25 protein-coding genes, 1 tRNA gene and 1 other RNA gene are annotated in these 24,446 nt (G+C 65.9%); 12 read left to right on the plus strand and 15 right to left on the minus strand.

All coding sequences use genetic code 11. The annotated features are described in order from the left end of the window. Window positions 1-36 precede the first annotated feature (36 nt). Window positions 37-1,299 carry a cytochrome P450 gene (locus ACWW36_RS07490; RefSeq protein ID WP_456140937.1) on the plus strand — a complete coding sequence of 421 codons (1,263 nt, stop codon included), beginning with the start codon at window positions 37-39 and terminating at the stop codon, window positions 1,297-1,299. On the opposite strand, the gene ACWW36_RS07495 is transcribed toward ACWW36_RS07490, so the two are convergent. Then, window positions 1,296-2,288 carry a DEDDh family exonuclease gene (locus ACWW36_RS07495; RefSeq protein ID WP_456142403.1) on the minus strand — a complete coding sequence of 331 codons (993 nt, stop codon included), beginning with the start codon at window positions 2,286-2,288 and terminating at the stop codon, window positions 1,296-1,298. The two genes, ACWW36_RS07490 and ACWW36_RS07495, sit on opposite strands and share 4 nt — an antisense overlap. Before the next feature lie 70 nt (window positions 2,289-2,358). Between ACWW36_RS07495 and ACWW36_RS07500 the strand changes: the two genes are divergently transcribed. Together ACWW36_RS07500 and ACWW36_RS07505 are read left to right on the plus strand one after the other, a co-directional pair. Then, on the plus strand, window positions 2,359-3,585 hold the full coding sequence (locus ACWW36_RS07500; RefSeq protein WP_456140938.1) for a MurT ligase domain-containing protein: 1,227 nt from the start codon (window positions 2,359-2,361) through the stop codon (window positions 3,583-3,585). Beyond that, window positions 3,578-4,294: a type 1 glutamine amidotransferase gene (locus ACWW36_RS07505; protein WP_456140939.1), complete on the plus strand. Its 717-nt coding sequence runs from the start codon at window positions 3,578-3,580 to the stop codon at window positions 4,292-4,294. Before ACWW36_RS07500 ends, ACWW36_RS07505 begins: the two co-directional genes overlap by 8 nt. An 84-nt stretch (window positions 4,295-4,378) precedes the next feature. On the opposite strand, the gene ACWW36_RS07510 is transcribed toward ACWW36_RS07505, so the two are convergent. The 3 genes from ACWW36_RS07510 to ACWW36_RS07520 form a co-directional block, all read right to left on the minus strand. Next, a complete protein-coding gene (locus ACWW36_RS07510; protein ID WP_456140940.1) occupies window positions 4,379-5,224 on the minus strand; it encodes a hypothetical protein in 846 nt (281 codons plus the stop codon). A 97-nt stretch (window positions 5,225-5,321) separates the two neighbouring features. Further along, entirely contained in the window at window positions 5,322-5,933 is a 612-nt protein-coding gene (gene recR / locus ACWW36_RS07515) for a recombination mediator RecR (RefSeq protein WP_456140941.1), read from the minus strand. Next, window positions 5,934-6,266 carry a YbaB/EbfC family nucleoid-associated protein gene (locus ACWW36_RS07520; RefSeq protein WP_456140942.1) on the minus strand — a complete coding sequence of 111 codons (333 nt, stop codon included), beginning with the start codon at window positions 6,264-6,266 and terminating at the stop codon, window positions 5,934-5,936. 99 nt (window positions 6,267-6,365) lie between these two features. Here ACWW36_RS07520 and ACWW36_RS07525 point away from each other — a divergent pair, with 99 nt between their 5' ends. Beyond that, window positions 6,366-7,121, plus strand: coding sequence for an Rv3717 family N-acetylmuramoyl-L-alanine amidase (locus tag ACWW36_RS07525; protein WP_456140943.1), 756 nt, complete (start codon window positions 6,366-6,368; stop codon window positions 7,119-7,121). On the opposite strand, the gene ACWW36_RS07530 is transcribed toward ACWW36_RS07525, so the two are convergent. Then, a complete protein-coding gene (locus ACWW36_RS07530; RefSeq protein ID WP_456140944.1) occupies window positions 7,118-7,558 on the minus strand; it encodes an SRPBCC family protein in 441 nt (146 codons plus the stop codon). The two genes, ACWW36_RS07525 and ACWW36_RS07530, sit on opposite strands and share 4 nt — an antisense overlap. Window positions 7,559-7,622: 64 nt before the next feature. Between ACWW36_RS07530 and ACWW36_RS07535 the strand changes: the two genes are divergently transcribed. Together ACWW36_RS07535 and ACWW36_RS07540 are read left to right on the plus strand one after the other, a co-directional pair. Beyond that, entirely contained in the window at window positions 7,623-9,011 is a 1,389-nt protein-coding gene (locus ACWW36_RS07535) for an FAD-binding oxidoreductase (protein WP_456140945.1), read from the plus strand. Window positions 9,012-9,039: 28 nt separating this feature from the next. Continuing rightward, window positions 9,040-10,350 (plus strand): class I SAM-dependent methyltransferase, encoded by a 1,311-nt coding sequence (locus ACWW36_RS07540; protein WP_456140946.1) that lies wholly within the window; start codon window positions 9,040-9,042, stop codon window positions 10,348-10,350. Window positions 10,351-10,352: 2 nt separating this feature from the next. Here ACWW36_RS07540 and ACWW36_RS07545 read toward each other — a convergent pair whose 3' ends face one another. From ACWW36_RS07545 to ffs, 5 genes are all read right to left on the minus strand, one after another. Beyond that, on the minus strand, window positions 10,353-10,823 hold the full coding sequence (locus tag ACWW36_RS07545; RefSeq protein WP_456140947.1) for a hypothetical protein: 471 nt from the start codon (window positions 10,821-10,823) through the stop codon (window positions 10,353-10,355). Next, window positions 10,810-11,577 carry a hypothetical protein gene (locus ACWW36_RS07550; RefSeq protein WP_456140948.1) on the minus strand — a complete coding sequence of 256 codons (768 nt, stop codon included), beginning with the start codon at window positions 11,575-11,577 and terminating at the stop codon, window positions 10,810-10,812. The genes ACWW36_RS07545 and ACWW36_RS07550 overlap by 14 nt, the downstream gene beginning before the upstream one ends. Window positions 11,578-11,626: 49 nt before the next feature. Next, window positions 11,627-13,468, minus strand: a complete 1,842-nt coding sequence (locus tag ACWW36_RS07555) for a DNA polymerase III subunits gamma/tau (RefSeq protein ID WP_456140949.1) — start codon at window positions 13,466-13,468, stop codon at window positions 11,627-11,629. Between the two features lie 46 nt (window positions 13,469-13,514). Continuing rightward, complete coding sequence (locus tag ACWW36_RS07560; protein WP_456140950.1) at window positions 13,515-14,792, minus strand: aminotransferase class I/II-fold pyridoxal phosphate-dependent enzyme; 1,278 nt, start codon at window positions 14,790-14,792, stop codon at window positions 13,515-13,517. 33 nt (window positions 14,793-14,825) lie between these two features. Continuing rightward, an RNA gene (ffs, locus tag ACWW36_RS07565) (signal recognition particle sRNA small type) lies at window positions 14,826-14,920 on the minus strand. Window positions 14,921-14,988: 68 nt separating this feature from the next. On the opposite strand from ffs, the gene ACWW36_RS07570 reads away from it, so the two are divergent. Together ACWW36_RS07570 and ACWW36_RS07575 are read left to right on the plus strand one after the other, a co-directional pair. After that, a tRNA-Ser gene (locus tag ACWW36_RS07570) sits at window positions 14,989-15,074 on the plus strand. A gap of 94 nt (window positions 15,075-15,168) precedes the next feature. Then, a complete protein-coding gene (locus ACWW36_RS07575) occupies window positions 15,169-15,945 on the plus strand; it encodes a hypothetical protein (protein ID WP_456140951.1) in 777 nt (258 codons plus the stop codon). Between the two features lie 21 nt (window positions 15,946-15,966). Here the strand turns inward: ACWW36_RS07575 and ACWW36_RS07580 are convergent, their stop codons facing one another. Further along, a complete protein-coding gene (locus ACWW36_RS07580; protein ID WP_456140952.1) occupies window positions 15,967-17,184 on the minus strand; it encodes an alpha/beta fold hydrolase in 1,218 nt (405 codons plus the stop codon). Window positions 17,185-17,270: 86 nt separating this feature from the next. Between ACWW36_RS07580 and ACWW36_RS07585 the strand changes: the two genes are divergently transcribed. The 4 genes from ACWW36_RS07585 to ACWW36_RS07600 are packed head-to-tail and all read left to right on the plus strand — an operon-like array spanning window position 17,271 to window position 20,462. Continuing rightward, entirely contained in the window at window positions 17,271-17,837 is a 567-nt protein-coding gene (locus tag ACWW36_RS07585; protein WP_456140953.1) for a TetR/AcrR family transcriptional regulator, read from the plus strand. Next, window positions 17,834-18,280 carry a hypothetical protein gene (locus tag ACWW36_RS07590; RefSeq protein WP_456140954.1) on the plus strand — a complete coding sequence of 149 codons (447 nt, stop codon included), beginning with the start codon at window positions 17,834-17,836 and terminating at the stop codon, window positions 18,278-18,280. The genes ACWW36_RS07585 and ACWW36_RS07590 overlap by 4 nt, the downstream gene beginning before the upstream one ends. A 50-nt stretch (window positions 18,281-18,330) precedes the next feature. Then, window positions 18,331-19,347: a S1C family serine protease gene (locus ACWW36_RS07595; protein ID WP_456140955.1), complete on the plus strand. Its 1,017-nt coding sequence runs from the start codon at window positions 18,331-18,333 to the stop codon at window positions 19,345-19,347. 50 nt (window positions 19,348-19,397) lie between these two features. Beyond that, on the plus strand, window positions 19,398-20,462 hold the full coding sequence (locus ACWW36_RS07600) for an NAD(P)H-dependent amine dehydrogenase family protein (protein ID WP_456140956.1): 1,065 nt from the start codon (window positions 19,398-19,400) through the stop codon (window positions 20,460-20,462). Here ACWW36_RS07600 and lipL read toward each other — a convergent pair. The 4 genes from lipL to ligD all read right to left on the minus strand — a co-directional run bounded on the left by lipL (window position 20,459) and on the right by ligD (window position 24,446). After that, the gene (gene lipL / locus ACWW36_RS07605; RefSeq protein WP_456140957.1) at window positions 20,459-21,748 is read right to left on the minus strand and encodes an esterase/beta-lactamase LipL; all 1,290 of its coding nucleotides are present in this window, start codon (window positions 21,746-21,748) and stop codon (window positions 20,459-20,461) included. The genes ACWW36_RS07600 and lipL overlap by 4 nt on opposite strands. A 49-nt stretch (window positions 21,749-21,797) precedes the next feature. Then, window positions 21,798-22,238 (minus strand): hypothetical protein, encoded by a 441-nt coding sequence (locus ACWW36_RS07610; RefSeq protein WP_456140958.1) that lies wholly within the window; start codon window positions 22,236-22,238, stop codon window positions 21,798-21,800. A 79-nt stretch (window positions 22,239-22,317) separates the two neighbouring features. Next, window positions 22,318-23,394: a threonine aldolase family protein gene (locus ACWW36_RS07615; protein WP_456140959.1), complete on the minus strand. Its 1,077-nt coding sequence runs from the start codon at window positions 23,392-23,394 to the stop codon at window positions 22,318-22,320. After that, window positions 23,391-24,446, minus strand: coding sequence for a non-homologous end-joining DNA ligase (gene ligD / locus ACWW36_RS07620; RefSeq protein WP_456140960.1), 1,056 nt, complete (start codon window positions 24,444-24,446; stop codon window positions 23,391-23,393). The genes ACWW36_RS07615 and ligD overlap by 4 nt, the downstream gene beginning before the upstream one ends.

Consider the following 24,446-nt stretch of genomic DNA (forward strand, 5'->3'; position numbering starts at 1 on the left):
AGGGACTTACCTCCCTAAAAATGCAAAGATAGCCCAATGGGCGGTCCTGACGTCAGTGCCGAGGCGATCATCGGATTCGATCACCATTCCGACGAGTTCAATCGCAACGAAGACGAGATCAACGCCGAACTCCGTAGCCGATGCCCCGTCGCATGGAACGAGAAGTACGGCGGATTCTGGTACGTCTCCAGTTACGAAGCGGTCGAAAAGGTGGCGCGTGACGGCGAGGTTTTCGCGCACAGGTACGAGCCCAACGCTGCCGACGGTGTGAATTACCAAGGCGAGATGGGTGTTCCGCGTCCCGAAGGCCAGCCGCCGCTCGGCATCGGTGAAGTCGACGGCCCCTACCATCTGGCGCTGCGACGCGCGCTCACCCCGTTCTTCTCATCGGGCGCCGTCGAGAAGATGCGCCCCTTCATGGAGCAGTCCGTGCACTGGTTTCTCGACCAGCGGATCACCGACGGCCGGATGGACCTCGTGCTGGACTACGCCAGTCCCGTCCCGGCGATCCTCACCATGCGGTTGATGGGCCTGCCCTACGACAACTGGCAGCTCTACGCCAACCTCTTCCACTCGGTGATGGACGCCTCCGATGCCGACGCATACAACCAGGCGATCGCCGAGGTCCCCGCAATGATCAACGGCCTGCTGAAATTCGCGGCGACCCGACGGGCCGACCCGGGCGACGACCTGACAAGTTTCCTCGTTCAGTTCGAATTCGACGGCGAGCCTTTGGACGACAACCAGCTCATCGACATCCTCTGGAATCTCATCGGCGGCGGCGTCGACACCACGACATCCCTGACCGCGCTGAGCCTGCTGCACCTCGGCACGCATCCGGATCTGCGGCAGCAACTCATCGACCGGCCCGAGCTGTACCGCTCCGCGGCCGACGAGTTTCTCAGGTACTGCTCGGTCAACAAGACACTGAGCCGCACGGTAAGCCGCGACACCGTCCTTGGCGGACAACAACTTCGGCGCAACGACCAGGTGCTCATCAGCTGGCTTGCGGCCAATCACGACGAGCGCGAGTTCGACCGAGCCGACGAAGTGATACTCGACCGGTCGCCGAATCGTCACGTCGCGTTCGGGCTCGGGCCGCACCGCTGCATCGGCGCCCCGCTGGCGCGGGTCATGTTCGAGGTGATGGTGAAGGCGGTGCTCGAACGCATACCGGACTATGACGTCGACCTTGGTGGTGTCCATCGGTATTCCGGCAATCCGAGCATGACCGGGCTGGGCCGGCTGCCCGTTACGTTCACCCCGGGTGTCTCACTGGGGACGGCGCGCCCGGCCTAGAAGAGTGCGAACTGCTCGCCGGCGAGGGTGTTGTCGGTGAAGTCTTCGACGCTCGTGCCGCCGACGACGGAATCGAGCAGACGCATGAAGTCGGCGTCGCGGACCAGCGGAACACCGAGTTCGTTGGCCTGGTAGCCCTTGCCGTGTTCGGGTTCGGTCTCGTTGCAGATGACCAGCGACGTCTCCAGGTCGACGGCGTCGGTGTAGGCCAGGCCTGCATGCACGATGCGCTCGACGAGTTCCTCGTGGGTGCGGGCGACTTCCGCCGATAGCGCGACCCGCATGCCCTGCACCAGCGGACGCCCCGCGACGAACCGGCCGGGGTTGAGATACGGGCACGGCATCCGCGACGCCAGCATCTTCAACGGGCGCAGCTCCTCGTGTGTGACCTGGCCATTCGGCCAGTAGCGCCGCGTCACTGGGCGCGTCGGCAGCCAGACTCTGCGCTCACGGGCGCGGACCAGGACCGGCTTCAGGATCTGCGCGAGCACCATCGCGTCGTCGAGCGCGTCGTGCGGTTTGATCTGCGTGATGCCCCAATGCCCCGCCAGCGTCGCCAGCTGCAGGTTCTCGGTGCCAAGCTCCAGCCTGCGAGTGAGCTCTACGGTGCACATCACGGTTTCGATGGGCAGCTCCTCGCCGACGAGCTCGGCTTCTGCGGCCAGGAACGAGTAGTCGAAACCGACGTTGTGGGCGACCAGGGTGCGGCCTTTGAGCACCTCGACGAGGTCGTCGACGATGTCGCCGAAGCAGGGCTGCCCCTCGAGCATGTCGGCGGTCAGGCCGTGGACGTGGGTTGGACCGGGATCGACGCCGGGGTTGAGCAGCGTGTAAAGGCTTTGCTCGACGTTGCCGTCATCGCCGAGCGCCAACGCGGCGATGCTGACGACGCGCGCCTGCCCGGGGCGAAAGCCCGACGTCTCGACGTCGACGACGGCCCAGCCCGCTCCGGGTTCGGTTGCCGGCCGGCCCCAGGTTTGGCTCACGATTTGAGGATGGCACGGGCCCCCGACATCGCCGGATCGCTCGCCAGCGTGTCGGCTACCTAAAATGCCGGGGATGGTCACCACTCGTGGACGGGTCGCACTGGCGGCCGGAGCCGGCGCGCGATGGGCGTCGCGGGTCACCGGGCGCGGCGCCGGCGCGATGATCGGCGGCCTGGTGGCTCTTGCGCTGGACAAATCCGTGCTGCGGCAGCTGGGCGAGGGCCGTCGCACGGTGGTGGTGACCGGGACAAACGGCAAGTCGACGACCACCAGGATGACTGCGGCGGCTTTAGGGACCCTCGGCGATGTCGCCACCAACGCCGAGGGCGCGAACATGGACGCCGGGCTGGTGGCGGCGCTGGCCGGTTCGCGTGACGCTGGGCTCGCCGCACTGGAAGTCGACGAGATGCATGTGCCGCACGTGGCTGACGCCATCGACCCCGCGGTGATCGTGTTGTTGAACCTGTCCCGCGATCAGCTCGACCGCGTCGGTGAGATCAACCACATCGAGCGGACGTTGAGGGGTGGGCTGGCGCGGCATCCGTCGGCGGTGGTGGTGGCCAACTGCGACGACGTGCTGATGACGTCGGCGGCCTACGACAGTCCGCACGTCGTATGGGTCGCGGCGGGCGGCGGCTGGGCGAACGACTCGGTGAGCTGTCCGCGGTCCGGCGAGATCATCGTCCGCGAGGGGTCCGACTGGTACTCCACCGGAACGGATTTCAAGCGGCCCAGCCCGCACTGGTGGTTCGACGACACGAATATCTATGGGCCCGAAGGGCTTTCACTACCGATGACGTTGGCGTTGCCAGGGGCCGTCAACCGTGGCAATGCCACGCAGGCGGTCGCGGCGGCCGTCACGCTTGGCGCCGATCCGGCTGCTGCGGTGGCCGCGGTGTCACGCGTCGACGAGGTCGCGGGCAGGTACAGCACGCTGCACTTCGGCGCACACACCGTTCGCATGCTGCTGGCCAAGAATCCGGCCGGCTGGCAGGAGGCGCTGTCGATGGTGGACACCGACGCAGGCTCGGTGGTGATCTCGGTCAACGGGCAGGTGCCCGACGGCGAAGACCTGTCGTGGTTGTGGGACGTCAACTTCGAGCATTTCGTCGATAAGCCCGTGGTGGCCGCGGGCGAACGGGGGACGGACTTGGCGGTACGCCTTGGATACGCAGGCGTGGAACACACGCTGGTGCACAACGCCGTCGAGGCCATCGAGTCGTGTCCGCCCGGCCACGTCGAGGTCGTCGCCAACTACACCGCCTTCTTGCAGCTGAGCCGGGTGCTGTCACGTGTCTGAGTCGACGGTGCGGATCGGGCTGGTGCTGCCCGACGTGATGGGCACATACGGCGACGGCGGCAATTCGGTCGTACTGCGGCAGCGGCTGCGGCTTCGCGGCTTCGACGCCGAGATCGTCGAGATCACGCTGTCGGATCCGGTGCCAGCCGAGCTCGACATGTACACGTTGGGTGGGGCCGAGGATTACGCGCAGCGGCTGGCGACGAAGCATCTGATCCGTTACCCCGGCTTGCAGCAGGCCGCTGCGCGCGGGGCGCCGGTGCTCGCGATCTGCGCGGCCATCCAGGTCTTGGGGCATTGGTATGAAACGTCGTCGGGTGAGCGGGTCGACGGAGTGGGGATGCTGGATGTGACCACGTCGCCTCAGGACAAGCGGACGATCGGGGAGGTGGTTTCGCAGCCGCTGCTGGCGGGTTTGTCCGAGCGGTTGACGGGCTTCGAAAACCACCGCGGCGGAACGGTTCTCGGGCCGGCGGCTAAACCGTTGGCGCGCATCATCAGTGGAGCGGGTAACCGCGCGGGTGATGGCATCGACGGCGCGGTGCAAGGCAGCGTCGTCGCCACGTACCTGCATGGCCCATGCTTGGCGCGGAACCCGGAACTCGCGGACTACCTGCTGTCGCGGGTGGTCGGCGAGCTGGCACCGCTGGAAATCGACGAGGTTGCACAACTGCGGCGGGAACGCCTGGCCGCGCCACGCCGCGTCTAGGGCTTCCAATTTTCGCCGAAACTGCAGTTGTTGAGAGGAAGTTCGAGCGGGCCGCGCAATAAGTGCATTCTCGCGGAAGCCTGTCTAGGGCTTCCAGCCGCGGCTCATCAGTGCCTTGCGCGCACGCTCGACGATGCCGGCGGGCCGGTCCTCTTTCACGACTTGGTCGACGATCCAGCCCAGGCTCCTCGCCTTGCGCAGAGATCTGATGTCCTTGACGTACTGCGGGCGGTTCGTTCGGTGCTGATCCCCGTCGTACTCGGACACCACCATGAATTCCTCCCAGCCCATGTCGGCCATCCGGACGAGACGCCCACGGCCCTTGCAAATCGGGATTTGAGTTGTGGGCCTTGGTAATCCCGCGTCGATATACAGCAGCCTCAGCCAAGTCTCCCTTGGCGACGCCGCACCGCCGTCGACAAGCGGAAGGGCAACGCGTAATGCCTTCAGCCCACGCGCGCCTCGGTATCGCTTGGCGAGCAGTAACACGTCTTCAATCGAGAACACCTGCGCCCGCATCAGGGAATCGAGCCGGGCGATGGCTTCGTCCCGTTGCAAATAGCGGCCCAGGTCGAATGCCGTTCGGGCCCGCGTTGTCACGGGTAGGCCGGCCACGCGCGTGATCTCGTCGTCGGCCAAGGTCTCCTTGCGGATAACCATTCCAGACTGCGGCCGTCCCCGGTAGATCAACTCAATTGGTGTATCGACGTCGACCCAGGCAGCGCCGTGTAGCGCGGACGCGGCCACTCCCCCGATCACTGCGGTGCGGCCCGTCGCCAGCCATGCAGCGTAGATTCGGTCCCGCAAGGACGGTTGCTCGAGCTTGGAAACGTAGGCGCCGCGGAATAGCGGCCTATACCAACGCTTCAATTCGTGCCTGGTCAAGCGACCAGACGTGACGGCCTCACTTCCGATGAATATGTCCCCCATGGCCCGAAATGATCGCAGTGGGGGCAGACAGTTCAGCCAAAGTGACGTTTTGCAGAGGAAGTGCGAGTAACCCTCTGCAAAACGTAACTCTCGCGAACTAAGCCATCGCGCGGCGGCCCGCCAGGGCCCGGCCGAGCGTCAGCTCGTCGGCGAATTCCAGGTCGCCGCCCATCGGCAGTCCCGACGCGATGCGCGTCACCGTCAAACCCGGGATGTCGCGCAGCATCCGCACCAAATACGTCGCCGTCGCCTCGCCCTCGGTGTTCGGATCCGTCGCGATGATCACCTCGGCGATGTCTACACCGTCGACTCGTTCGCCAATCCGGTTGAGTAGCTCGCGGATTCGCAATTGCTCCGGTCCCACACCCGACAAAGGATCCAGCGCCCCGCCCAATACGTGGTAGCGGCCGCGGAATTCGCGCGTGCGCTCGACGGCCTGCACGTCCTTCGGCTCTTCCACGACACACACCACAGAGGCATCTCGACGTGCATCGGAACAAATTCGGCAGCGGTCCTCGTCAGAGACGTTGCCGCACACCGCACAAAACTTCACCCCGTCGCGGACCTTGTTCAACACCGCCGTCAGCCGGTCAATCTGTGGCGGCTCCACCGACAAGAAATGAAATGCGATCCGCTGCGCGCTCTTCGGACCGATGCCGGGCAGCTTGCCGAGCTCGTCGATCAGATCCTGAACGGGTCCCTCAAACAATTACATTCCCGGCAGACCGAGGCCACCCATGCCACCGGCGAGCGGACCGAGCCGGTCGTGCGCCAGGATGGTGACCTGTTTGGAGGCGTCGGCGATCGCGCCGACGATGAGATCCTGCAGGGTCTCGACATCTGAGGGTTCGACGACCTTCGGGTCGATCGACACCGCCACCACCTCGCCGCTGCCCTTCATGGTGACCTGCACAAGCCCGCCGCCGGCCTGACCGTGTACCTCGGCGTTGGCCAGCGCTTCCTGCGCCTCCATCAACTGCTGCTGCACCTGCTGCGCCTGCGCGAGGAGTGCCGACATGTCTGGCGTGCCTCCGGGTTGCATGACAGTCCCCTTGCGTATTGGTCTCGACTTGGTTGCGCTCATCCACATGCGGCGGTTTGGACTTTCAGCCTAGTCGTCAGTACGGCTACGGTGGCGCCCGTGCCTGCCTGCCTGCGTGTCGGCGCCGCGATAGCCGCCGGACTGCTCATCGCCGCATCGACGGTCGTAACCCCGGCCTCTGCCGCGCCCGCCAATATCGCAGGCATGATCGTGTTCCTCGACCCCGGCCACAACGGCTCCAACGACGACTCGATCAGCCGCCAGGTGCCCACCGGCCGCGGCGGCACCAAGGACTGCCAGGCCAGCGGCACGTCCACCGACGACGGCTACCCCGAACACACCTTCACGTGGGACACCACGCTGCGCATCCGCCAGGCGCTCACCGCGCTCGGTGTGCGGACGGCGATGTCGCGAGGCAACGACACCGGGCTCGGCCCCTGCGTCGACGAGCGCGCGGCGATGGCCAACTCGCTGCAACCCAACGCGGTCGTCAGCATCCACGGTGATGGCGGACCGCCCACCGGCCGCGGCTTCCACATCCTCTACTCGTCACCGCCGCTCAACGATGTCCAGGCCGGGCCGTCCATCGCGTTCGCGAAGACCATGCGTGATCAGCTCGCCGCATCGGGGTTCGTGCCGTCGACGTACACCGGCTCGAACGGCCTGGACCCACGCTCTGACATCGCTGGCCTGAACCTCGCCCAGTACCCGTCGATCCTGGTCGAATGCGGCAACATGAAGAACCCCGTCGACTCGGGGCTGATGAAGACACCCGAAGGCCGGCAGAAGTACGCCGACGCCGTCGTCAAGGGAGTCGCGGGCTTCCTGGCCACCCAGCCCCCGCGAACCAACTAGCCCTTTTCGACTTCGCTCTTCAGGTTCGCGAGTACTTCGTCCTGGATCTTGCGCAGGCCCAGCGGCGCAAACGTCTTCTCGAAGAAGCCCCCGATGCCGCCCGCGCCCTGCCACGACGTCTTCACCGTGACAGACGAGCCCGGCCCGGCCGGTGCCACCGTCCAGTTCGTGATCATCGACGAGTTCGCGTCCTTTTCGATGACGGTGTGGCCTGCCACGTCGACGGTGGCCTTGACGTCGCGCACCCGCGACTTGGTGGCCTGCAGCTTCCAGGTGGCGACGGTGCCCGCACCCTGGCCGCCCTCGAGCACCTGGTAGCCGCTGTAGCGCGAGGACAGGATCTTCGGCCGCACAGTCTGGTAATCCGCGATGGCCGCCAACACGGTTTCCGGCGCGGCGTCAATCAAGACGGTGCTGGACGCGCTGACCTGTGCCATGAGATAGCTCTCCTGTCCTGTCGGTGCGGTCGCATCGGCTGCGGCCGCGGACTAGCGTATATCCGTGTCAGTTGAGGGGAGCGACGCACGTAGCGCTCATGGTGCGGCCGTGCAGCGGCTGCTCGCGAGTTACCGGGCGATACCCCAGAACGCCACCGTCCGGCTCGCCAAACCCACATCGAATCTGTTCCGGGCGCGCGCCAAGACGAAAACCAAGGGGCTGGACGTTTCGGGGCTGACGGGCGTCATCGCCGTCGACCCCGAGAACCGCACCGCAGACGTCGCCGGCATGTGCACCTACGAGGATCTCGTCGCGGCCACCCTGCCCTACGGCCTGTCGCCGCTGGTGGTGCCGCAGCTGAAGACCATCACACTTGGCGGTGCCGTCACAGGACTGGGCATCGAGTCGACGTCGTTCCGCAACGGCCTGCCGCACGAGTCGGTGCTGGAGATGGACATCTTGACCGGCACTGGCGACGTGCTTACCGCATCGCCGGATCAACACGCCGACCTGTATCGCGCTTTTCCGAATTCCTATGGGACGCTGGGCTATTCGGTCCGGCTGAAGATCGAGCTGGAGACCGTCAAACCGTTCGTCGCGCTCAAGCATCTGCGGTTCCATTCGGTGGACGATCTCGTCGCGGCCATGGACCGCATCATCGAGACCGGCGGCCACGACGGCGCACCTGTTGATTACCTCGACGGGGTAGTGTTCAGCGCCACAGAGGGCTACTTGACACTGGGCATTCAAACAAGCACGCCCGGGCCGGTCAGCGACTACACCGGCAAGCAGATCTACTACCGCTCGATCCAGCACTCCGGCAAGGATGGAGCCGAGAAGCATGACCGGCTCACCATCCACGACTATCTGTGGCGGTGGGACACCGACTGGTTCTGGTGCTCGCGGGCATTCGGCGCGCAGGATCCGCGGATTCGCCGGTTCTGGCCGCGGCGCTACCGGCGCAGCAGCTTCTACTGGAAGTTGATCGCCTACGACCAGCGGTTCAACATCGCCGACCGGATCGAGAAGCGCAACGGCCGCCCGCCCCGCGAGCGCGTGGTGCAGGACGTCGAGGTGCCGATCGAACGGACGGCCGAGTTCCTCACCTGGTTCCTGGACAACGTGCCGATCGAGCCGATCTGGTTGTGTCCCCTACGCCTGCGTGAAGAGGGCGAGTGGCCGCTGTACCCGATCCGCCCCCACCACACCTACGTCAACGTCGGCTTCTGGTCGTCGGTGCCGGTCGGGCCTGAAGAAGGCCATACCAACAAGCTGATCGAACGCAGAGTCAGCGAGCTCGACGGGCACAAGTCGCTGTATTCAGATGCGTACTACTCCCGCGACGAGTTCGAAAACCTCTACGGCGGGGAAACCTACAAGACAGTGAAGAAGACCTACGACCCGGACTCACGGCTGCTAGACCTATATGCAAAAGCGGTGCAACGGCGATGAGCGCTTGCGCGAAGAGCGGAGAACTGCGATGACGACATTCAAAGATCAGCCACACGCGCCGGCCAGGAAGCTGACGCTGGCCGAAATCCTGGAGATTTTCGCAGCGGGGCAACTGCCGCTGAAGTTCACCGCCTATGACGGCAGCAAGGCCGGACCCGACGATGCCGAACTCGGCCTCGACCTGTTGACCCCGCGCGGCACCACGTATCTGGCCACCGCGCCCGGCGACCTCGGCCTGGCACGGGCCTATGTGTCCGGCGACCTCGAGCCGCACGGTGTGCATCCGGGTGATCCGTACGAGCTTCTCAAGGCGCTCGCCGAGAAGATGGACTTCAAGCGGCCGCCTGCTCGGGTGCTGGCAAATATCGTGCGCTCCATCGGTTTCGAGCATCTCAAGCCGATCGCGCCGCCGCCGCAGGAAGCGCTGCCCCGTTGGCGCCGGATGGCAGAAGGCTTGCGGCACAGCCGGACCCGGGACGCCGAGGCGATCCATCACCACTACGACGTGTCCAACACGTTCTACGAATGGGTGCTTGGGCCGTCGATGACCTACACCTGCGCGTGTTATCCGCACCCTGACGCCACACTCGAACAGGCCCAGGAGAACAAGTACCGGCTGGTGTTCGAGAAGCTGCGGCTAAAGCCGGGCGACCGTCTGCTCGACGTGGGTTGCGGCTGGGGCGGCATGGTCCGCTACGCCGCCCGCCACGGTGTGAAGGCGATCGGCGTCACGCTGTCGAAAGAGCAGGCCGCCTGGGCGCAGAAGGCGATCGCCGAACAAGGCCTTGCCGATTTGGGAGAGGTCCGCCACGGCGACTACCGCGACATCCGCGAAACCCAGTTCGACGCGGTGTCCTCGATCGGGCTCACCGAACACATCGGCGTGCACAACTATCCGTCGTACTTCCGCTTCCTGAAGTCGAAGATGCGCACCGGTGGGCTGCTGCTCAACCACTGCATCACCAGGCCCGACAACCGAACCGGGCCGACCGCAGGCGGGTTCATCGACCGCTACGTGTTCCCCGACGGTGAACTCACCGGATCCGGTCGCATCATCACCGAGGCCCAGGACGTCGGGCTCGAAGTGGTCCACGAGGAGAATCTGCGGCATCACTACGCACTGACGCTGCGGGACTGGTGCCGCAATCTCGTCGAGCACTGGGACGAGGCGGTCGCGGAAGTCGGCCTGCCCACCGCCAAGGTGTGGGGACTGTACATGGCCGGGTCGCGGCTGGGCTTCGAGACCAATGTCGTTCAGCTGCACCAGGTTCTGGCGGTCAAACTCGATTCCCATGGCGGCGACGGCAGCCTTCCGCTGCGGCCGTGGTGGACGCCCTAGCGTCAGTTGTTCGTCCCGGGAGGGCCGAGAAAGTCGGTCGTCTCCTGCGGGAACGGTTGATGGGTCGTCGGGTGGATGCTGCTCGGCTCTGAACGAGTGCTCGACGAGTGCGTAACGCTCGGCTTCGGAGGCGGTGGCGGCGTGCTCGGCGCAACGGTTGTCGGAGCGAGCGATGGCGGGCCGCTCGGTGCCACCGCAGACGGGGCCCGCGTGGCGGGCGGAGGAAGTGGGGCCGCGCTGGACGGAGGTGGCGGTGGCGTCGTGGTCGTGGCCGTCGGTAGCACGACACCGGTGTCGCCGAACGGCTCCCGGACGACGACCGCTATCGCCGATACGACGACCGCGACCGCGATAACCCCGAACGCGACGACGCCTGCGGTGCCCAGCCAACTGGCAAACCAGCGCCCGCGGGGAGGTGTACCCGAGGGCGTCCCGTGCGCTACCACGGGTTGCGTCAGCTCAGAACTTTTCAACTTTGACGGCCTCGTCTCGCCCGGAGGGTTCGACCGTGAGAACGAGCCCGATCCCGCGCGCGTAGAACTTGTTCTCCGGCGGCGCCGTGGGATCGAGACGGTCGGCGTCCTTCGTGACCAGTAAGTCACTGACGCGTCCTGTCGCCGGGGTGGTTTCGCTACCGGTGAGGCTGACCACCTCACCGGTGTCCTCGGCGACCCCCTTCGCGTACTCCTGTCGGTACTGATCGCCGATGTGCGGATGGCTCAGCATGGCGATCCCGGGCAAGGCGCCGTTGACGCCGCCCTCGAACGACCCGGTCGTGTCTACCGTGCCGTCCTCTTCGATCGCCTTGGTGTCTTCGCCGAAATACCAAACGTTGCCGTCGCGATCTTGGGCATACCAGTCAAGGGTGTCTTCGACAGTCTTGTCGTCGACGCTGACCGTGTCGTGAACGACGATGGTCTTGATCCCCATGATCGTTTTGGTGTCGTGGGTGACCTCGGTCGTCGTGCGTTGCACGCCCTCGGGCGTATGCACCTCGTAGCGGGTGCGAGTCCCCGGAGTCATTGGGAGATAAGGATTGTCGATCGTCGTCGAGAATGCCCCGGGGTCGATTGACGGTGAGTACGGATCGGTGATCTTCATCGGCGCGCTGGTCGACGGCACCGACGAACCATTGGAGTTCTGCGGAGGAGCGGGGTTACCCGCGCAGGCCGCGACCAGCACGACCATTGACCAGCCCGCACCGATCGCTGACAGACGCGCTGCCATGTCTATGCACGGTACTCTCAGCACCGCATCGGAATCGAGGCGAATTTTCCTAGCCGTCGATGCGACGGGCACCGAGCTCGTTCTGCAGCAGCTCCAGCGCGGCTTCCTCGGGGTCGCGCCGCGTCACCTCGGAGGTGTCGCTGCCGGCCTCGGCGAGCATGCTTTCCTCGTCGTCATCGCGCTGACTCTGCGCGGGCGCGGGGTCATCATCGACGGCCGGTGAAGGCGGCGCGGGAGCCGCACCGCCTGCTTCACACCGGATTTTCCAGTCCACACCCAGTGCGTCCTTGAGCGCTTCCCGGATGACGTCGGAATTGCGTTGCTCCGCAAGTCGTTTCGCCAACGGTGCGGATTCGTGGCTGAGCACCAGCGTGTCGTCTTCGACGGCGCGCACGATCGCACCGGCAAGCATCACCTCGGTGGTGCGGCTACGCTGACGAACCTTTTCTCGCACCGTCGTCCACATGCTGCGCACAGCGGCGGCGTTCGGCTGACCCACCGCCGCCTCTGCCCATGGCTGCGTTTCAACGTGCGGTTCAACGGCTTGCGGTTCAACGGCTTCCGGCTCCGGCGCAGGCGCGGATTCGGACTTAGGCGCTGGCTCCGGCTCCGGTGTGGCCTCCGCCGTTGGTTCAGGCGTCGGTTCAGGGGTCGGCGTCTCCGCTTTGCTCTTTCGGGCGAACTGCTTCGACGGCGCCGCCGTCGCCGAAGCCGCGGCCTCACCCGCCGGGATCGACAGCTCCAGCCGCGTCTCGATGCGTTCGACGCGCTGCAGCAGCGCGGCCTCGGTGTCGCTGGCCGACGGCAGCAGCAGCCGCGCGCACACCACCTCCAGCAGCAGCCGCGGTGCGGTCGCGCCGCGCATCTCGCCCAGGCCCGCGTGCACCACCTCGGCGTAGCGGGTCAACGTGGCGGTGCCGACGCGGGTGGCCTGATCTCGCATCCGGTCCAGCACGTCCTCCGGCCCGTCGACCACTCCGCGCGCGATCGCATCGGGCACCGACTGCAGCACGATCAGGTCGCGGAAGCGTTCCAGCAGATCGGTGGCGAACCGCCGCGGGTCATGCCCGGCGTCGACGACCGCCTCGACGGCACCGAACAGCGCCGCGGCGTCCCCGGCCGCCAGCGCGTCGACCGCATCGTCGATCAACGCCACGTCCGTCGCTCCGAGCAGCGCCAGCGCACGCCGGTACTCCACCCGGCTGGCATCGGCACCGGCCAGCAGCTGATCGAGCACCGACAGCGTGTCGCGCGGCGAGCCGCCACCGGCCCGGATGACCAGCGGATACACGGCGTCGTCGACGGTCACGTCTTCGGAGGTGCAGATGCGCTCCAGCAGCGACCGCATGGTCCGCGGTGCCAGCAGCCGGAACGGATAGTGGTGGGTGCGCGACCGGATCGTCGGCAGCACCTTTTCAGGCTCGGTCGTCGCGAACACGAAGATCAGGTGCTCCGGCGGCTCCTCGACGATCTTCAGCAGCGCGTTGAAACCTGCCGTGGTGACCATGTGTGCTTCGTCGACGATGAAGATGCGGTAGCGCGACTGCGCGGGGGCATAGAACGCGCGGTCACGCAGCTCGCGGGTGTCGTCGACGCCGCCGTGGCTGGCGGCGTCGAGTTCCACCACGTCGACGCTGCCGGGGCCGTTCGGCGCCAGCGCGACGCACGAATCGCACACGCCGCACGGAGTCGCCGTCGGGCCCTGCTCGCAGTTCAGCGAGCGCGCCAGGATGCGCGCCGACGACGTCTTGCCACATCCCCGCGGCCCGGAGAACAGGTACGCGTGGTTGATGCGGCCTGCAGTTAGCGCCGTGGACAGCGGCTCGGTGACATGCTCCTGTCCGATGACTTCGGCGAAGGTTGCCGGCCGGTACTTGCGGTAGAGCGCCACGATCAGCAGGCTACCGACGCGGTGTGACGAGGCCGGGGCCGAGTGATCATTCCGTCCCTAACAGAGCCTCGGTCGCCGACAGCAGTGCACAGGTCGCCAGCCCGTCGATCGCCTCACGCAGCTCCGGCAACGCAGGGAATGTCGGCGCGATGCGAATGTTCTTGTCCTCAGGGTCATTTCGGTATGGGAAAGCAGACCCGGCCTCGGTCAGAGCGATACCGGCGTCCTTTGCCAGCGCGATGGTGCGCCGAGCGGTGCCGGACAACACGTCAAGACTGATGAAGTAGCCGCCCTTCGGCTCGTTCCACGACGCGATCTTGGATTCGGCGAGCCGGTCCTCGAGGATCTCCAAGGCCAGCGCGAACTTCGGCGCCAGGAGCTGCTGGTGACGCTGCATCTGCAGACGCACCCCGTCGGCGTCGCCGAAGAACCGCAGATGCCTGAGCTGGTTCACCTTGTCGGGGCCGATGGACTTCTTGCCCGCGTATTGCAGATACCAGGCGATGTTGCCCAGCGAGCCGCCGAGGAAGCTGACGCCGGCACCGGCGAACGTGATCTTCGACGTCGACGCGAACACCAGCGGCCGGTTCGGGTTGCCTGCCGCTTCGGCCAGTCCGAGCACGTCGATCTGGCGGTCGAAATCGTGGGTCAGTGTGTGCACCGCGTAGGCGTTGTCCCACATCAGCCGGAAATCCTTTGCGGCTGTTTCCATTTGGACCAGTCGACGCGCGATGTCCCACGAGTAGGTGATGCCGGTCGGGTTCGAATACACCGGGACACACCACATGCCCTTGATGGCCGGGTCGACGGCGACCAGTTCTTCGATCAGGTCGATGTCCGGTCCGTCCTCGCGCATCGGGATGGTGATCATCTCGATGTCCAGGCTTTCGGTGATCGCGAAGTGGCGGTCGTAGCCGGGCGAGGGGCACAGGAATTTGACGACGGGCTCACGGATCCACGGCCGCGTCGAATCCACCCCGCCATGCAGCATCGAGAACACCACGACGTCGTGCATCAGTTCCAGGCTGGCGTTATTGCCGGCAATCAGGTTGGGCACCGGGATACCGAGCAGCTCGCCGAAGATCGCCCGCAGTTCTGGCAGCCCGTGAAGCCCGCCGTAGTTGCGGGTGTCGGTGCCGTCGCCGTCGCGGTAGTCATCGCCTGGCAGACGCAGCAGCTCGTTGGACAGGTCGAGTTGGGCAGGTGAAGGCTTACCGCGGGTCAGGTCGAGGTTCAGCCCCTTGGCTTTCAGGTCGGAGTAGTTCCGCAGCTGCTGCTCGTGTTCGGCTTGCAGCTCGTCACGGCCGAGCGACAGAAACGACACCGCGCGCCTTTCACGTCAAACCGGATGCAAGAAATGAGGGGACCCCGCGCACCCGCCAGAGCCCATTGACCCTTGCTGCCTTCCGGCCCTGGGGGAGTTCACAGGATAGACGCCGCGCGGGGTCCACGGCGAGTCTAATACCCGGCCCGCGAGCATCTCGACGGGCGCATCAGCAAGGTCGGCTACCATGGCCCGCGGAGGATTCGCCTAGTGGCCTATGGCGCTCGCCTGGAACGCGGGTTGGGTTAACAGCCCTCGCGGGTTCAAATCCCGCATCCTCCGCACTCGGTCCGGGGTGCGGCAGTTGAGTCGCACTCCGGCCAAATAACTAGTGATGAGCGCTCGTGCGAAGAGCCAAGTGGCGCGTAGGAGGGGTATGAGCCGCACCGTTGCGGTGATTTGGCACGCGTCGTTCTGTATCGCCGCCGGTGTCGGATACTTCTTCTTTGTACTGCCGCGCTGGCCCGAGATGATCGGCGACACCTCCCACACGCTGGGCACGGCTCTGCGCATCGTCGTCGGCGCGCTGATCGGGCTGGCCGCGCTTCCGGTGGTGTTCACGCTGCTGCGTACTCGGCGGCCGGAGTTCCGCACGCCGCAACTGGCGTTGACGCTTCGGACGTCGTCCATCGGGCTGCACATCCTCGCGGGTGTGCTGATCATCGGTGCGGCGATCAGCGAGATCTGGCTCTCCCTTGACACCGCCGGGCAGTGGTTGTTCGGCATCTACGGAGCCGCCGCGGCGATCGCCCTGCTCGGCATGCTCGCCTTTCACCTTGCGTATGTGGCCGAGCTCCCGCCGCCTCCGCCGAAACCGCTGAAGCCCAAGGAGAAGAGGCAGCGCCGACGCGGCCGCAAGGCTGTTGAGGAAGAGGCGTCCGAGGCGGAGACGACGGAACCCGAGGCCGAAGAGACGACGGACGAGGACGAGGCCGAGCCGGCCGAGGTCACCGTCGAGGAGCCTGAGTCGACCGCGGATCAAGAGACCTCTACCGCAGAGGAAGAGACCTCTACCGCGCAGGACGAGCCCGCCGACGAACCGGCAGAAGGCGAGTCAGCCAACGGCAAGCTGCGCAACCGCAGGCCGTCCGGCAAGGAAACCCCACGTCGGCGGAGGCGGTTGCGAGGCGGCGTCGCCGTCGAGGACAAATAGCCGCCGGCTGGGCACGTCTATCTAAGGCTGCGGTTCGAATTCCTCTACAGCACTAGCTTTTTCGGCCATGCGACTAGTCGCCGTGAGCTGCAGCCAAGCTTGAATCACCCGCACGGCCGCGCCGATATTGCCAACCTGACAGTGATTACTGGCCTCTTCGGCCGCGGTGAAAGTGCGTGTGGTGACCGACCGCGCGCTGGCCAGGTTGGCCGCCTGCCGCCCGAGCTGCGTGAGCGGCACGTAGTGGTCGTCGGCGCCGGCAAGCAAGAGGACGTCGGCGCTGACCCGTTGCGAGACGCGCCGGGTGTTGAATCTGGTGGTCGAGCGCAGAAAGTCGTAAGCCGTCGCCGTTCCGGTGACGTGCATGCCCTGCTGCAGCCCCCACGCCGCGACGGGTTTGCGCACGATCGCGCGCCGGGCAACGGCGTTGACGATCCCCTTGGCACGCATGGCCAGCAGCACCCGCAGCACCGGTGTTACCCCGCGACCGATCTGCCGGGCCACCACCTCGAACTCGTCGTCGAGGATGTCCATACTGACGGCACGGCTGATCCGCGGTTCGAAGGCGGCGGCCCGGATGACCAGTCCTCCGCCGAGAGATTCGCCGACGGCGGTCACGTCGGACAGCTGGTAATGATCGAGCACTGCGGCTACCGGTCGCTCCCACTCGGGGATCATCGACAGGCCGCGGTCTTCCAAGGCACCGCCCTGACCGGGTCCCTCGAACGCAATGACGCGGTGCCCTGCGTCCACCATCGGGGCCAGCATGGGCAGGAATTCTTCGATATAGCTGTCGAATCCGCCGAATACGACGATGGTGCTCCCGGTTTCCACGTGCGGACGCAGATCGAATGCCGGTAACGCCGAACCCGCGTATGGAACGTCATCGGGGGCGACGTCGTACAGCGTGCGCATCGTCTGCACGAACCTTTTCCTGGCGCCCGCTCGGCGCGGATCGTCGGGGAGCATGAAGAACTCCGCCGCCCGGTCGTAGTACGCCGACGCAAACACGCGGCCCGCCTCGCGGGCGGCATCGGCCAGGCCCAGGAAGCCGTCGATCCATTCCGGATAGGTGTCGCAGCGGGCTGCGAGGGCGGTGATCTCTGCCATCGCTGACGGGCCGATCCACTGCATCCACCGGTTGCATTGGAAGTTCAGGCTCAGGTCGTCGTGAAAGTGGTGATATCCGACGGCCGGTGTGGTTCCCGTGCAATCGAGGCGCGGCGCTGATGGATCCATGACCTTCTCCTATTGCAAGGCAACTTGCGATAGATCATGCGCCGACCGTAGCCGTATTGCAAGTGGACTTGCGATAAGCTCGTGAGATGACCGCGCCCGCAACGCACCGCCGCGGTGAACACGTTCGCCGCACCGTGCTGGCCGCGGCCTTCGACGAAGTCGCCGAGGAGGGCGTCGGTTCAGCGACCATCGCCGGTGTCGCACGAAGGTCGGGGGTTCATGAGACGACGATCTACCGGCGTTGGGACACGAAGGAGAAGCTGTTCGTCGAGGCGATGCTCAGCCGCAGCGCCGAGGCGATACCGACACCCAATACCGGCTGCGTGCGCGACGACCTACTCGCGGTGGTGCGCGCAGTGATTGCGTACGTGACATCCCCGGGCGGTCTTGCGGCGCTCCATCTGGCGTCATTGACCGCCGGCGACCAGCGGGACGCCCGCCAGGCATTTTGGGCGGGCCGGCTCGACGCCTTGCGTCCCGTCGTCGAGCGGGCCGTCGCACGCGGCGAGCTGCGGCCGGACACCGATTCCGCGTTGCTGCTGGAGACCATGATCGCACCCCTGCACGGCAGGCTGCTGCTCACCGGCGAGCCGGTCGACGAGCAGCTGGGCGAGCGCGTCGTCGACCTTGTCCTCAACGGAGCGCGCCGATGATCAACAAGCTGTGGGTATGCGCCTTCGTCGTGCTTTTCGGCCTGGCGCTGACGGCCTGCCATACGGGCCAAGAGGCGCGAGCCGATGCGCCCGAAGCCAATTTGAATGAGCCGTTCGCCCTTGGCGGCGGTCAAGAAGCAGTGATCGCGAGCGAGAACCTGCGCGTCCGGTTCGAACAGGTCCTGGAGGATTCGCGGTGTCCCGCGCGAGTGAAGTGTGTGTGGACGGGTCAGGCACGAATCGCGGTTGTCGTGCAGCCGAACACCAGCGTGCCGTCCACAGTGACGTTCAATACCAATCCCGCCCCCGGTCAGACCGTCGATGTCGTCGCCGTCGGCGAGTACACCATCGAGCTGCAGTCCCTCGACCCATATCCGCAGAGCCCGGAGGACCCGATTCCGTTCGAGGATTACCGGGCGACGCTGGTGGTGCGAAAGGCCTAGTTCGCCACCGCGAAGGATTTAACGGTCAGGAGTTCGGGCACTATGGGCTCATGGCTAAGTCCCGCCTTCCTCGCCCGCTGGCGACATTGCTGATCGCGCTGGCCGCGGTCTTCGCCCTGATCACACCGGCGTCCTCGGCGATAGCTGCTCCGGCGGACACGGCTGCGGCCGCGGTCGAACCATCCGTCGTGCAGATCACCACGAGGATCGACTACCAGCAGGCCATCGGAACGGGAACCGGAATCGTCATCGATCCTGGCGGAGTGGTGCTGACCAACTACCACGTCGTCGCGGGCGCCAACTCGATCCAGGGATCCGTCGGTGGCCGCGACTACGACGCCAATCTGATCGGCTACGACCGCAAGCACGACATCGCGGTGATCCAGCTTCTCGGCGCGGGCGGGCTGCCGAGCGCCCCGATCGGCGACTCCGGATCCGTGGCGCAGGGCGAGCCCACGGTCGCCCTCGGCAACGCCCGCGGTACCGGCGCGCCGCTGACTCACGAGGTGGGTCCCGTGACGGCCCTCAACCGAACCGTCAACGCCGAAGACTCGCTGACCGGTAGCTCCGAGGAGGTCACGGGTCTGATCCAGGTGGCGGCCGATGTGCGACCAGGCGACTCAGGGGGGCCGTTGGTGAACAGCAGCGGACAGGTCATCGGCTTGATCACCGCGGCCACGGTGACGTTCCAAATGGGTCCTGGCGGTGAGGGTTTCGCGATTCCCATCAATGACGCGATGGCCGTCGCGGGGCAGATCCGCTCCGGAGCACCGTCGGGCAACGTGCACATCGGGCCGCCAACGCTGCTCGGTGTCGGGGTCAGCACCCAGACCCGCAGAGGGCAGGGAATCATCGTGCGCGACGTGATGCGCGGCGGACCCGCCGACCAGGCGGGCGTGGCCGTCGGCGACGTCATCACAGACCTCGACGGCACGCCTCTGGACTCGGCCACCACGCTGACCTACGTGCTGGACAGGCACTACCCCGGCGACGTCGTCGACCTGTCGTGGATCGACCGCAGCGGTCAGCAGCGCACCGGCAAGGCGACGCTCGTCCCCGGGCCCTGAGTTGAGCCAAAGCGCTCGATCTGTCAGCCACTCGACCCTATGCTGAGCGAGTGCACAACACCGCTCCTTATCGGGTCGTCCAGTGGACGACGGGAAATGTTGGAAAGAGCTCCGTAGCGGCCATCGCGGCCAATCCCACACTCGAGCTGGTCGGCTGTTACGCCTGGTCGACGGACAAGGCCGGCCGCGACGCCGGTGAGTTGGCAGGCATCGAGCCGCTCGGTGTCAACGCCACCAACGACGTCGACGCGCTGCTGGCGCTCAAGCCCGACGTCGTCGTCTACAACCCGATGTGGATCGACGTCGACGAACTCGTGCGCATCCTGGAAGCCGGCGTCAACGTCGTGGCCACGGCGTCGTTCATCACCGGCCACAACCAGGGCGACGGCCGCGACAAACTCGCCGACGCGTGCCGGCGCGGCGGTTCGACGATGTTCGGTTCTGGCATCAGCCCCGGCTATGTCAACCAGCTGGCGGTCGTCGCCGCAGGCATCTGCGACCGGGTGGACAAGATCACGGTCAACGAGGCCGCCGACACCACGTTCTACGACTCCCCCGCGACCGAGAAGCCGGTCGGATTCGGGCAGCCGATCGACCATCCGGACTTGCAGGCCATGACCGCGCAGGGCACCGGCGTTTTCGCCGAAGCGGTGCGGATGATCGGCGATGCGCTCGGCATCGAGTTCGACGAAGTGCGCTGCGATGCGGAATACGCCAAGACCACTGAGGATCTCGACCTCGGGTCGTGGACGATCCCGGCGGGGTGCGTTGCCGGTGTGTTCATCAGTTGGAAAGGCATCGTCGGTGGCACGACGCGAGTGGAGCTGACATTGCGTTGGCGCAAAGGCCAGACGCTGGAACCGGATTGGCAGATCGACCAGGACGGCTGGGTCATCGAAGTGGCAGGCAGGCCGACGGTCAACATGAAGGTCGGCTTCCTGCCACCGCCGTACTTCGAGGCCACCACGCTGGAGGAGTTCATGGTGCTCGGCCACATCATGACGGCGATGCCTGCGATCAACGCGATTCCCGCAGTCGTCGCCGCCCCGCCCGGCATCGTCACATACAACGACCTTCCGCTCATCGTGCCGAAAGGTGTTGTGCCGCAGGACTAACGGCGGCCCGCAACCCGTTTCTTGGCCGCCCGCTGTCCGGCTTTGGGGAAACGCGCGCCGAACTGCGGCACCTCCAGCGCCCCTGCATGGCGCGCGGCTGTGATCGCGTTGCGCATCGGGCGGGCCAACCCGGCGAACGACGCCATGTCGAGCACCATCGGTGTCAACAACCGGTTGTGGACGAACGCGAAAGCGCTGCCCGATGTGGGATCGGCCCATCCGAGCGTTCCGCCAAGACCGATGTGGCCAAACCCCTTGAGCAGACCGGGAATCGGCGACTCGTGGTAGCCGAGGTGGAAGGGCATCGGAACGACGATGTTCAGGTCGGGCCAGGGCCGCGGATTGCCGATCAACCCGCGGGCCAGCTCGCCAGACAGAAACTGTGTCCCGTCGATACTGCCCTCGTTGGCGATGGCCGCATACATCTTGGCCAGTCCGCGAGCGGTGACGACGCCGTTGGCCGCGGGAACCTCGCCGTCGAGGAACGGAACGTCGCCCTGGACAAACGATTTGATTCCGGGAAAGAACATCGCCCCGAACGCACCGGAGAGCGGTAGCCCGGCGACCTTGGGTGCGACGAAGTTGAACACGGGGTTGCCGCGACTGTTCTGCGGCGCGAGAATCTGCGCCACACGAGTCGGCGCATCGGCCGGCGGGCGCCCGAGATGCAGGCCGTCGGTGTCGAGCGGACGGGCCACTTCGTCACGGATCAACTGCCGCATCCCTTGGCCGGTCACGGCGCGGGTCAGACCCGATAGCAGCCACCCGTAGGTCAATGCGTGATATGCGGGCCACCCTCGCAGATGGTCTACGGTCGCGGCGGCGAGCCGTTGCTCCATGCGCTCGTGGTCCAGCAGTTCTTCCCTGGTGACGCCTTTCAGATGCGACAAACCCGAGCGGTGCCGCAGCACGTCCCGAACCGTGATGTCGCCCTTGCCGTTAGCGCCGAACTCGGGCCAGTAGGTGGCGACGGGCTCGTCGTAGGCCAGCAGACCGCGGTCGACGAGCCGGTGAACGACCGTGGCGGCCACTCCCTTCGTGGCGGAGAAGACCATCGCGCCCGTATCGGCTGTCCACACCTCCTCACCGGCCCGGTCCGACCACCCCGTCCAGACGTCGACGACAGGGCGGCCGTCGATGAACACGCAGAGAGAGCCTCCGCCGAACCGGCGTCCGGGGAACAGGCCGGCAAAAACGCGGGTCACATTGGAGAAACGTGAATCGGCGGCCCCTTGCACGCCGCGGGGCAGGCCTTCCCCAGCCCGCAGTAGAGACGCCTTTGTCATACAGCTAACAATGCGCCGAACGCCCCGGATTAGGCTCGAAACCGGCCATTTAGCCGAGGACCCGCGTTACGACGGCTTCTAGCTTGGCACCGGGCGGACCCTCGAGCACGACGTCCTTGAGGATCTGGGCCTGATCGCCCTTGACGGTGAACTTGCCGGGCTGCGGCTGATTTCCGCCTGTGACCTGATATTCGACGGTGAACTCGGTTGTCGGCAACGGGTGGAAACCAATGTATTTCGGCTCGATCGTGTACTTGTACATGCATCCGCCGCCAGGCTGGCAGTTCGTTTCCGTGACGACCACACCGATGGTGAACTCTTTCGGCGTCGGCACCGACGGCGGGGGCGGGGCCAATGTTGTTCGCGGGGTGGCAGTTCGTGGACCCGACGGCTGCGAGTGGTTACCGAGAATCACGATGGCGGCCGCGCCGAACCCGCCAAGCATTCCGACCAACGCCAGCGCCGCCAACACTCGCTTGACCGTCTTCATCTGCTCCTCTGTGGGCGGCGCCTGTTTGACAGTCAGGTTAGTCGTGAGGTCGTCATCAATTGCTGACTACTCGAATTCGTCAGGCCGACGACGCCATCTCGCCCTTGAGGGCCGCGACGAATGCGTCGACGTCAGCCTCGGTGGTGTCGAACGAGCACATCCAGCGCACGTCGCCTGCGGCCTCGTCCCAGAAGTAGAACCGGAACCGCGACATCAGCCGCTCGCTCACGTCGTGTGGCAGCCTGGCGAACACGGCGTTCGCCTGCACCGGATAAAGGACCAGCACTCCGTCGACCCCGCGCACGCCGTTCACGAGGCGCTGGGCCATGCCGTTCGCGTGGCGGGCGTTCCGCAGCCACAGGTCCTTGGCCAGCAGTGCCTCGAGTTGAACCGAGACGAAGCGCATCTTGGAGTGCAGCTGCATGGACAGCTTTCGCAGGTGCTTCATGTGGCTGACGGCGTCCTGGTTGATCACCACGACCGCCTCTCCCAACAGCGCGCCGTTCTTGGTGCCGCCGAGCGACAGGATGTCGACGCCGACGTCGGATGTGAACGCGCCCATCGGCATGTTCAGTGATGCGGCAGCGTTCGCGATCCTCGAGCCGTCCAGATGCACCTTCATGCCACGGGCGTGGGCCTGTTCGCAGATCGAGCGGATCTCTTCGGGCGTGTACAGCGTGCCCAGTTCGGTGCTCTGCGTGATCGAGACAACCTGCGGCATGGCGCGGTGCTCGTCGGCCCAGCCCCAGGCCTGCCGATCGACCAGCTCCGGCGTGAGCTTGCCGTCTGCCGTGGGCACCGTGAGCAGCTTGAGCCCGCCCATCCGCTCGGGCGCACCGCCCTCGTCGACGTTGATGTGCGCGCTCTCGGCACACACCACGGCACCCCAGCGGTCGGTAACCGCTTGCAAAGCAACAACATTCGCTCCCGTACCATTGAAGACCGGGAATGCCTCTGCCGTTGGGCCGAAGTGGCCGCGAATAATGTCTTGCAGGTTCTCGGTGTATGCGTCGTCTCCGTAGGCGACCTGATGGCCGCCGTTGGCCAACGCCATGGCGGCAAGCACCTCGGGGTGCACACCCGCGTAGTTGTCACTGGCGAAGCCGCGAACGTCGGGGTCGTGACGACGCCGGGCATCGGTTGGCAGTGAGTTCACGCCTTGCTCACCGGGTTGCCGTCGTCGTCCCAATTCGCCGCCACTTTTTTGCTCGGCTGTACGCGCGGCGGTTCGCCAGGCATCTTGGGGTAGTTCGGCGGATACGGCAGATCACCGAGCCCGCGTTCCTCGTCAGCCTTGACCATCTCGAGAAGTGAATCGATCGATTGCGCGGTGACATCGATGTCGGCCCACGGATCAGGCCGTCCTGCAATGAATTTCGGCACCGTGCCGATGGTGTAGTCGTCCGGATCGGCGTCGCGCAGCTCGTCCCACGTCAGCGGTGTCGACACCGTGGCGATCGGGGTCTTACGCGCCGAATACGCCGACGCGAACGTGCGGTCGCGCGCGTTTTGGTTGTAGTCGATGAAAATGCGTTGGCCGCGTTCCTCTTTCCACCATGACGTGGTCACTGCGTCGGGCACGCGCCGCTCGACCTCGCGGGCCAACGCGATCCCGGCCCGGCGCACCGCGATGAAATCCCAGTCTGTCTTGATGCGCAGGAACACATGCACGCCGCGGCCGCCGGACGTCTTCGGATAGCCGACGAGGCCGAGCTCGTCGAGCAGCGGCTTGAGCACGTCAACGGCGATGGCGCTGGCTTCCTTGAACCCCGTGCCCGGCTGCGGATCCAGATCGATGCGCAACTCGTCGGGATGCTCGGTGTCAGGGCAGCGCACCTGCCACGGATGCAGTGTGATCGTGCCCATCTGGGCAGCCCAGACGATCGCCGACGGATGCGTCACCTTCAGCGCGTCCGCGGTGCGTCCCGACGGGAACGTGACCCGGCACGTCTGCAGATAATCCGGGGCATGCTGCGGAATGCGTTTCTGGTAGATCTCTTCGCCGTCGATCCCGTCGGGAAAACGCTGAAGATGCGTCGGCCGGTCACGCAACGCCGTCAGCATCGGCCCGTTGGCGACGGCCAGGTAATACTCGACCAGTTTGCGTTTGGTGCCCTCAGATCCCAACTTGGGGAAGTACACCTTGTCCGGGTTTGTCAGCCGAACCTTGACTCCGTCGACGTCCAGTTCTTCTGCGGGCGTTGCCAT

Source organism: Mycobacterium sp. MMS18-G62 (assembly GCF_053877835.1).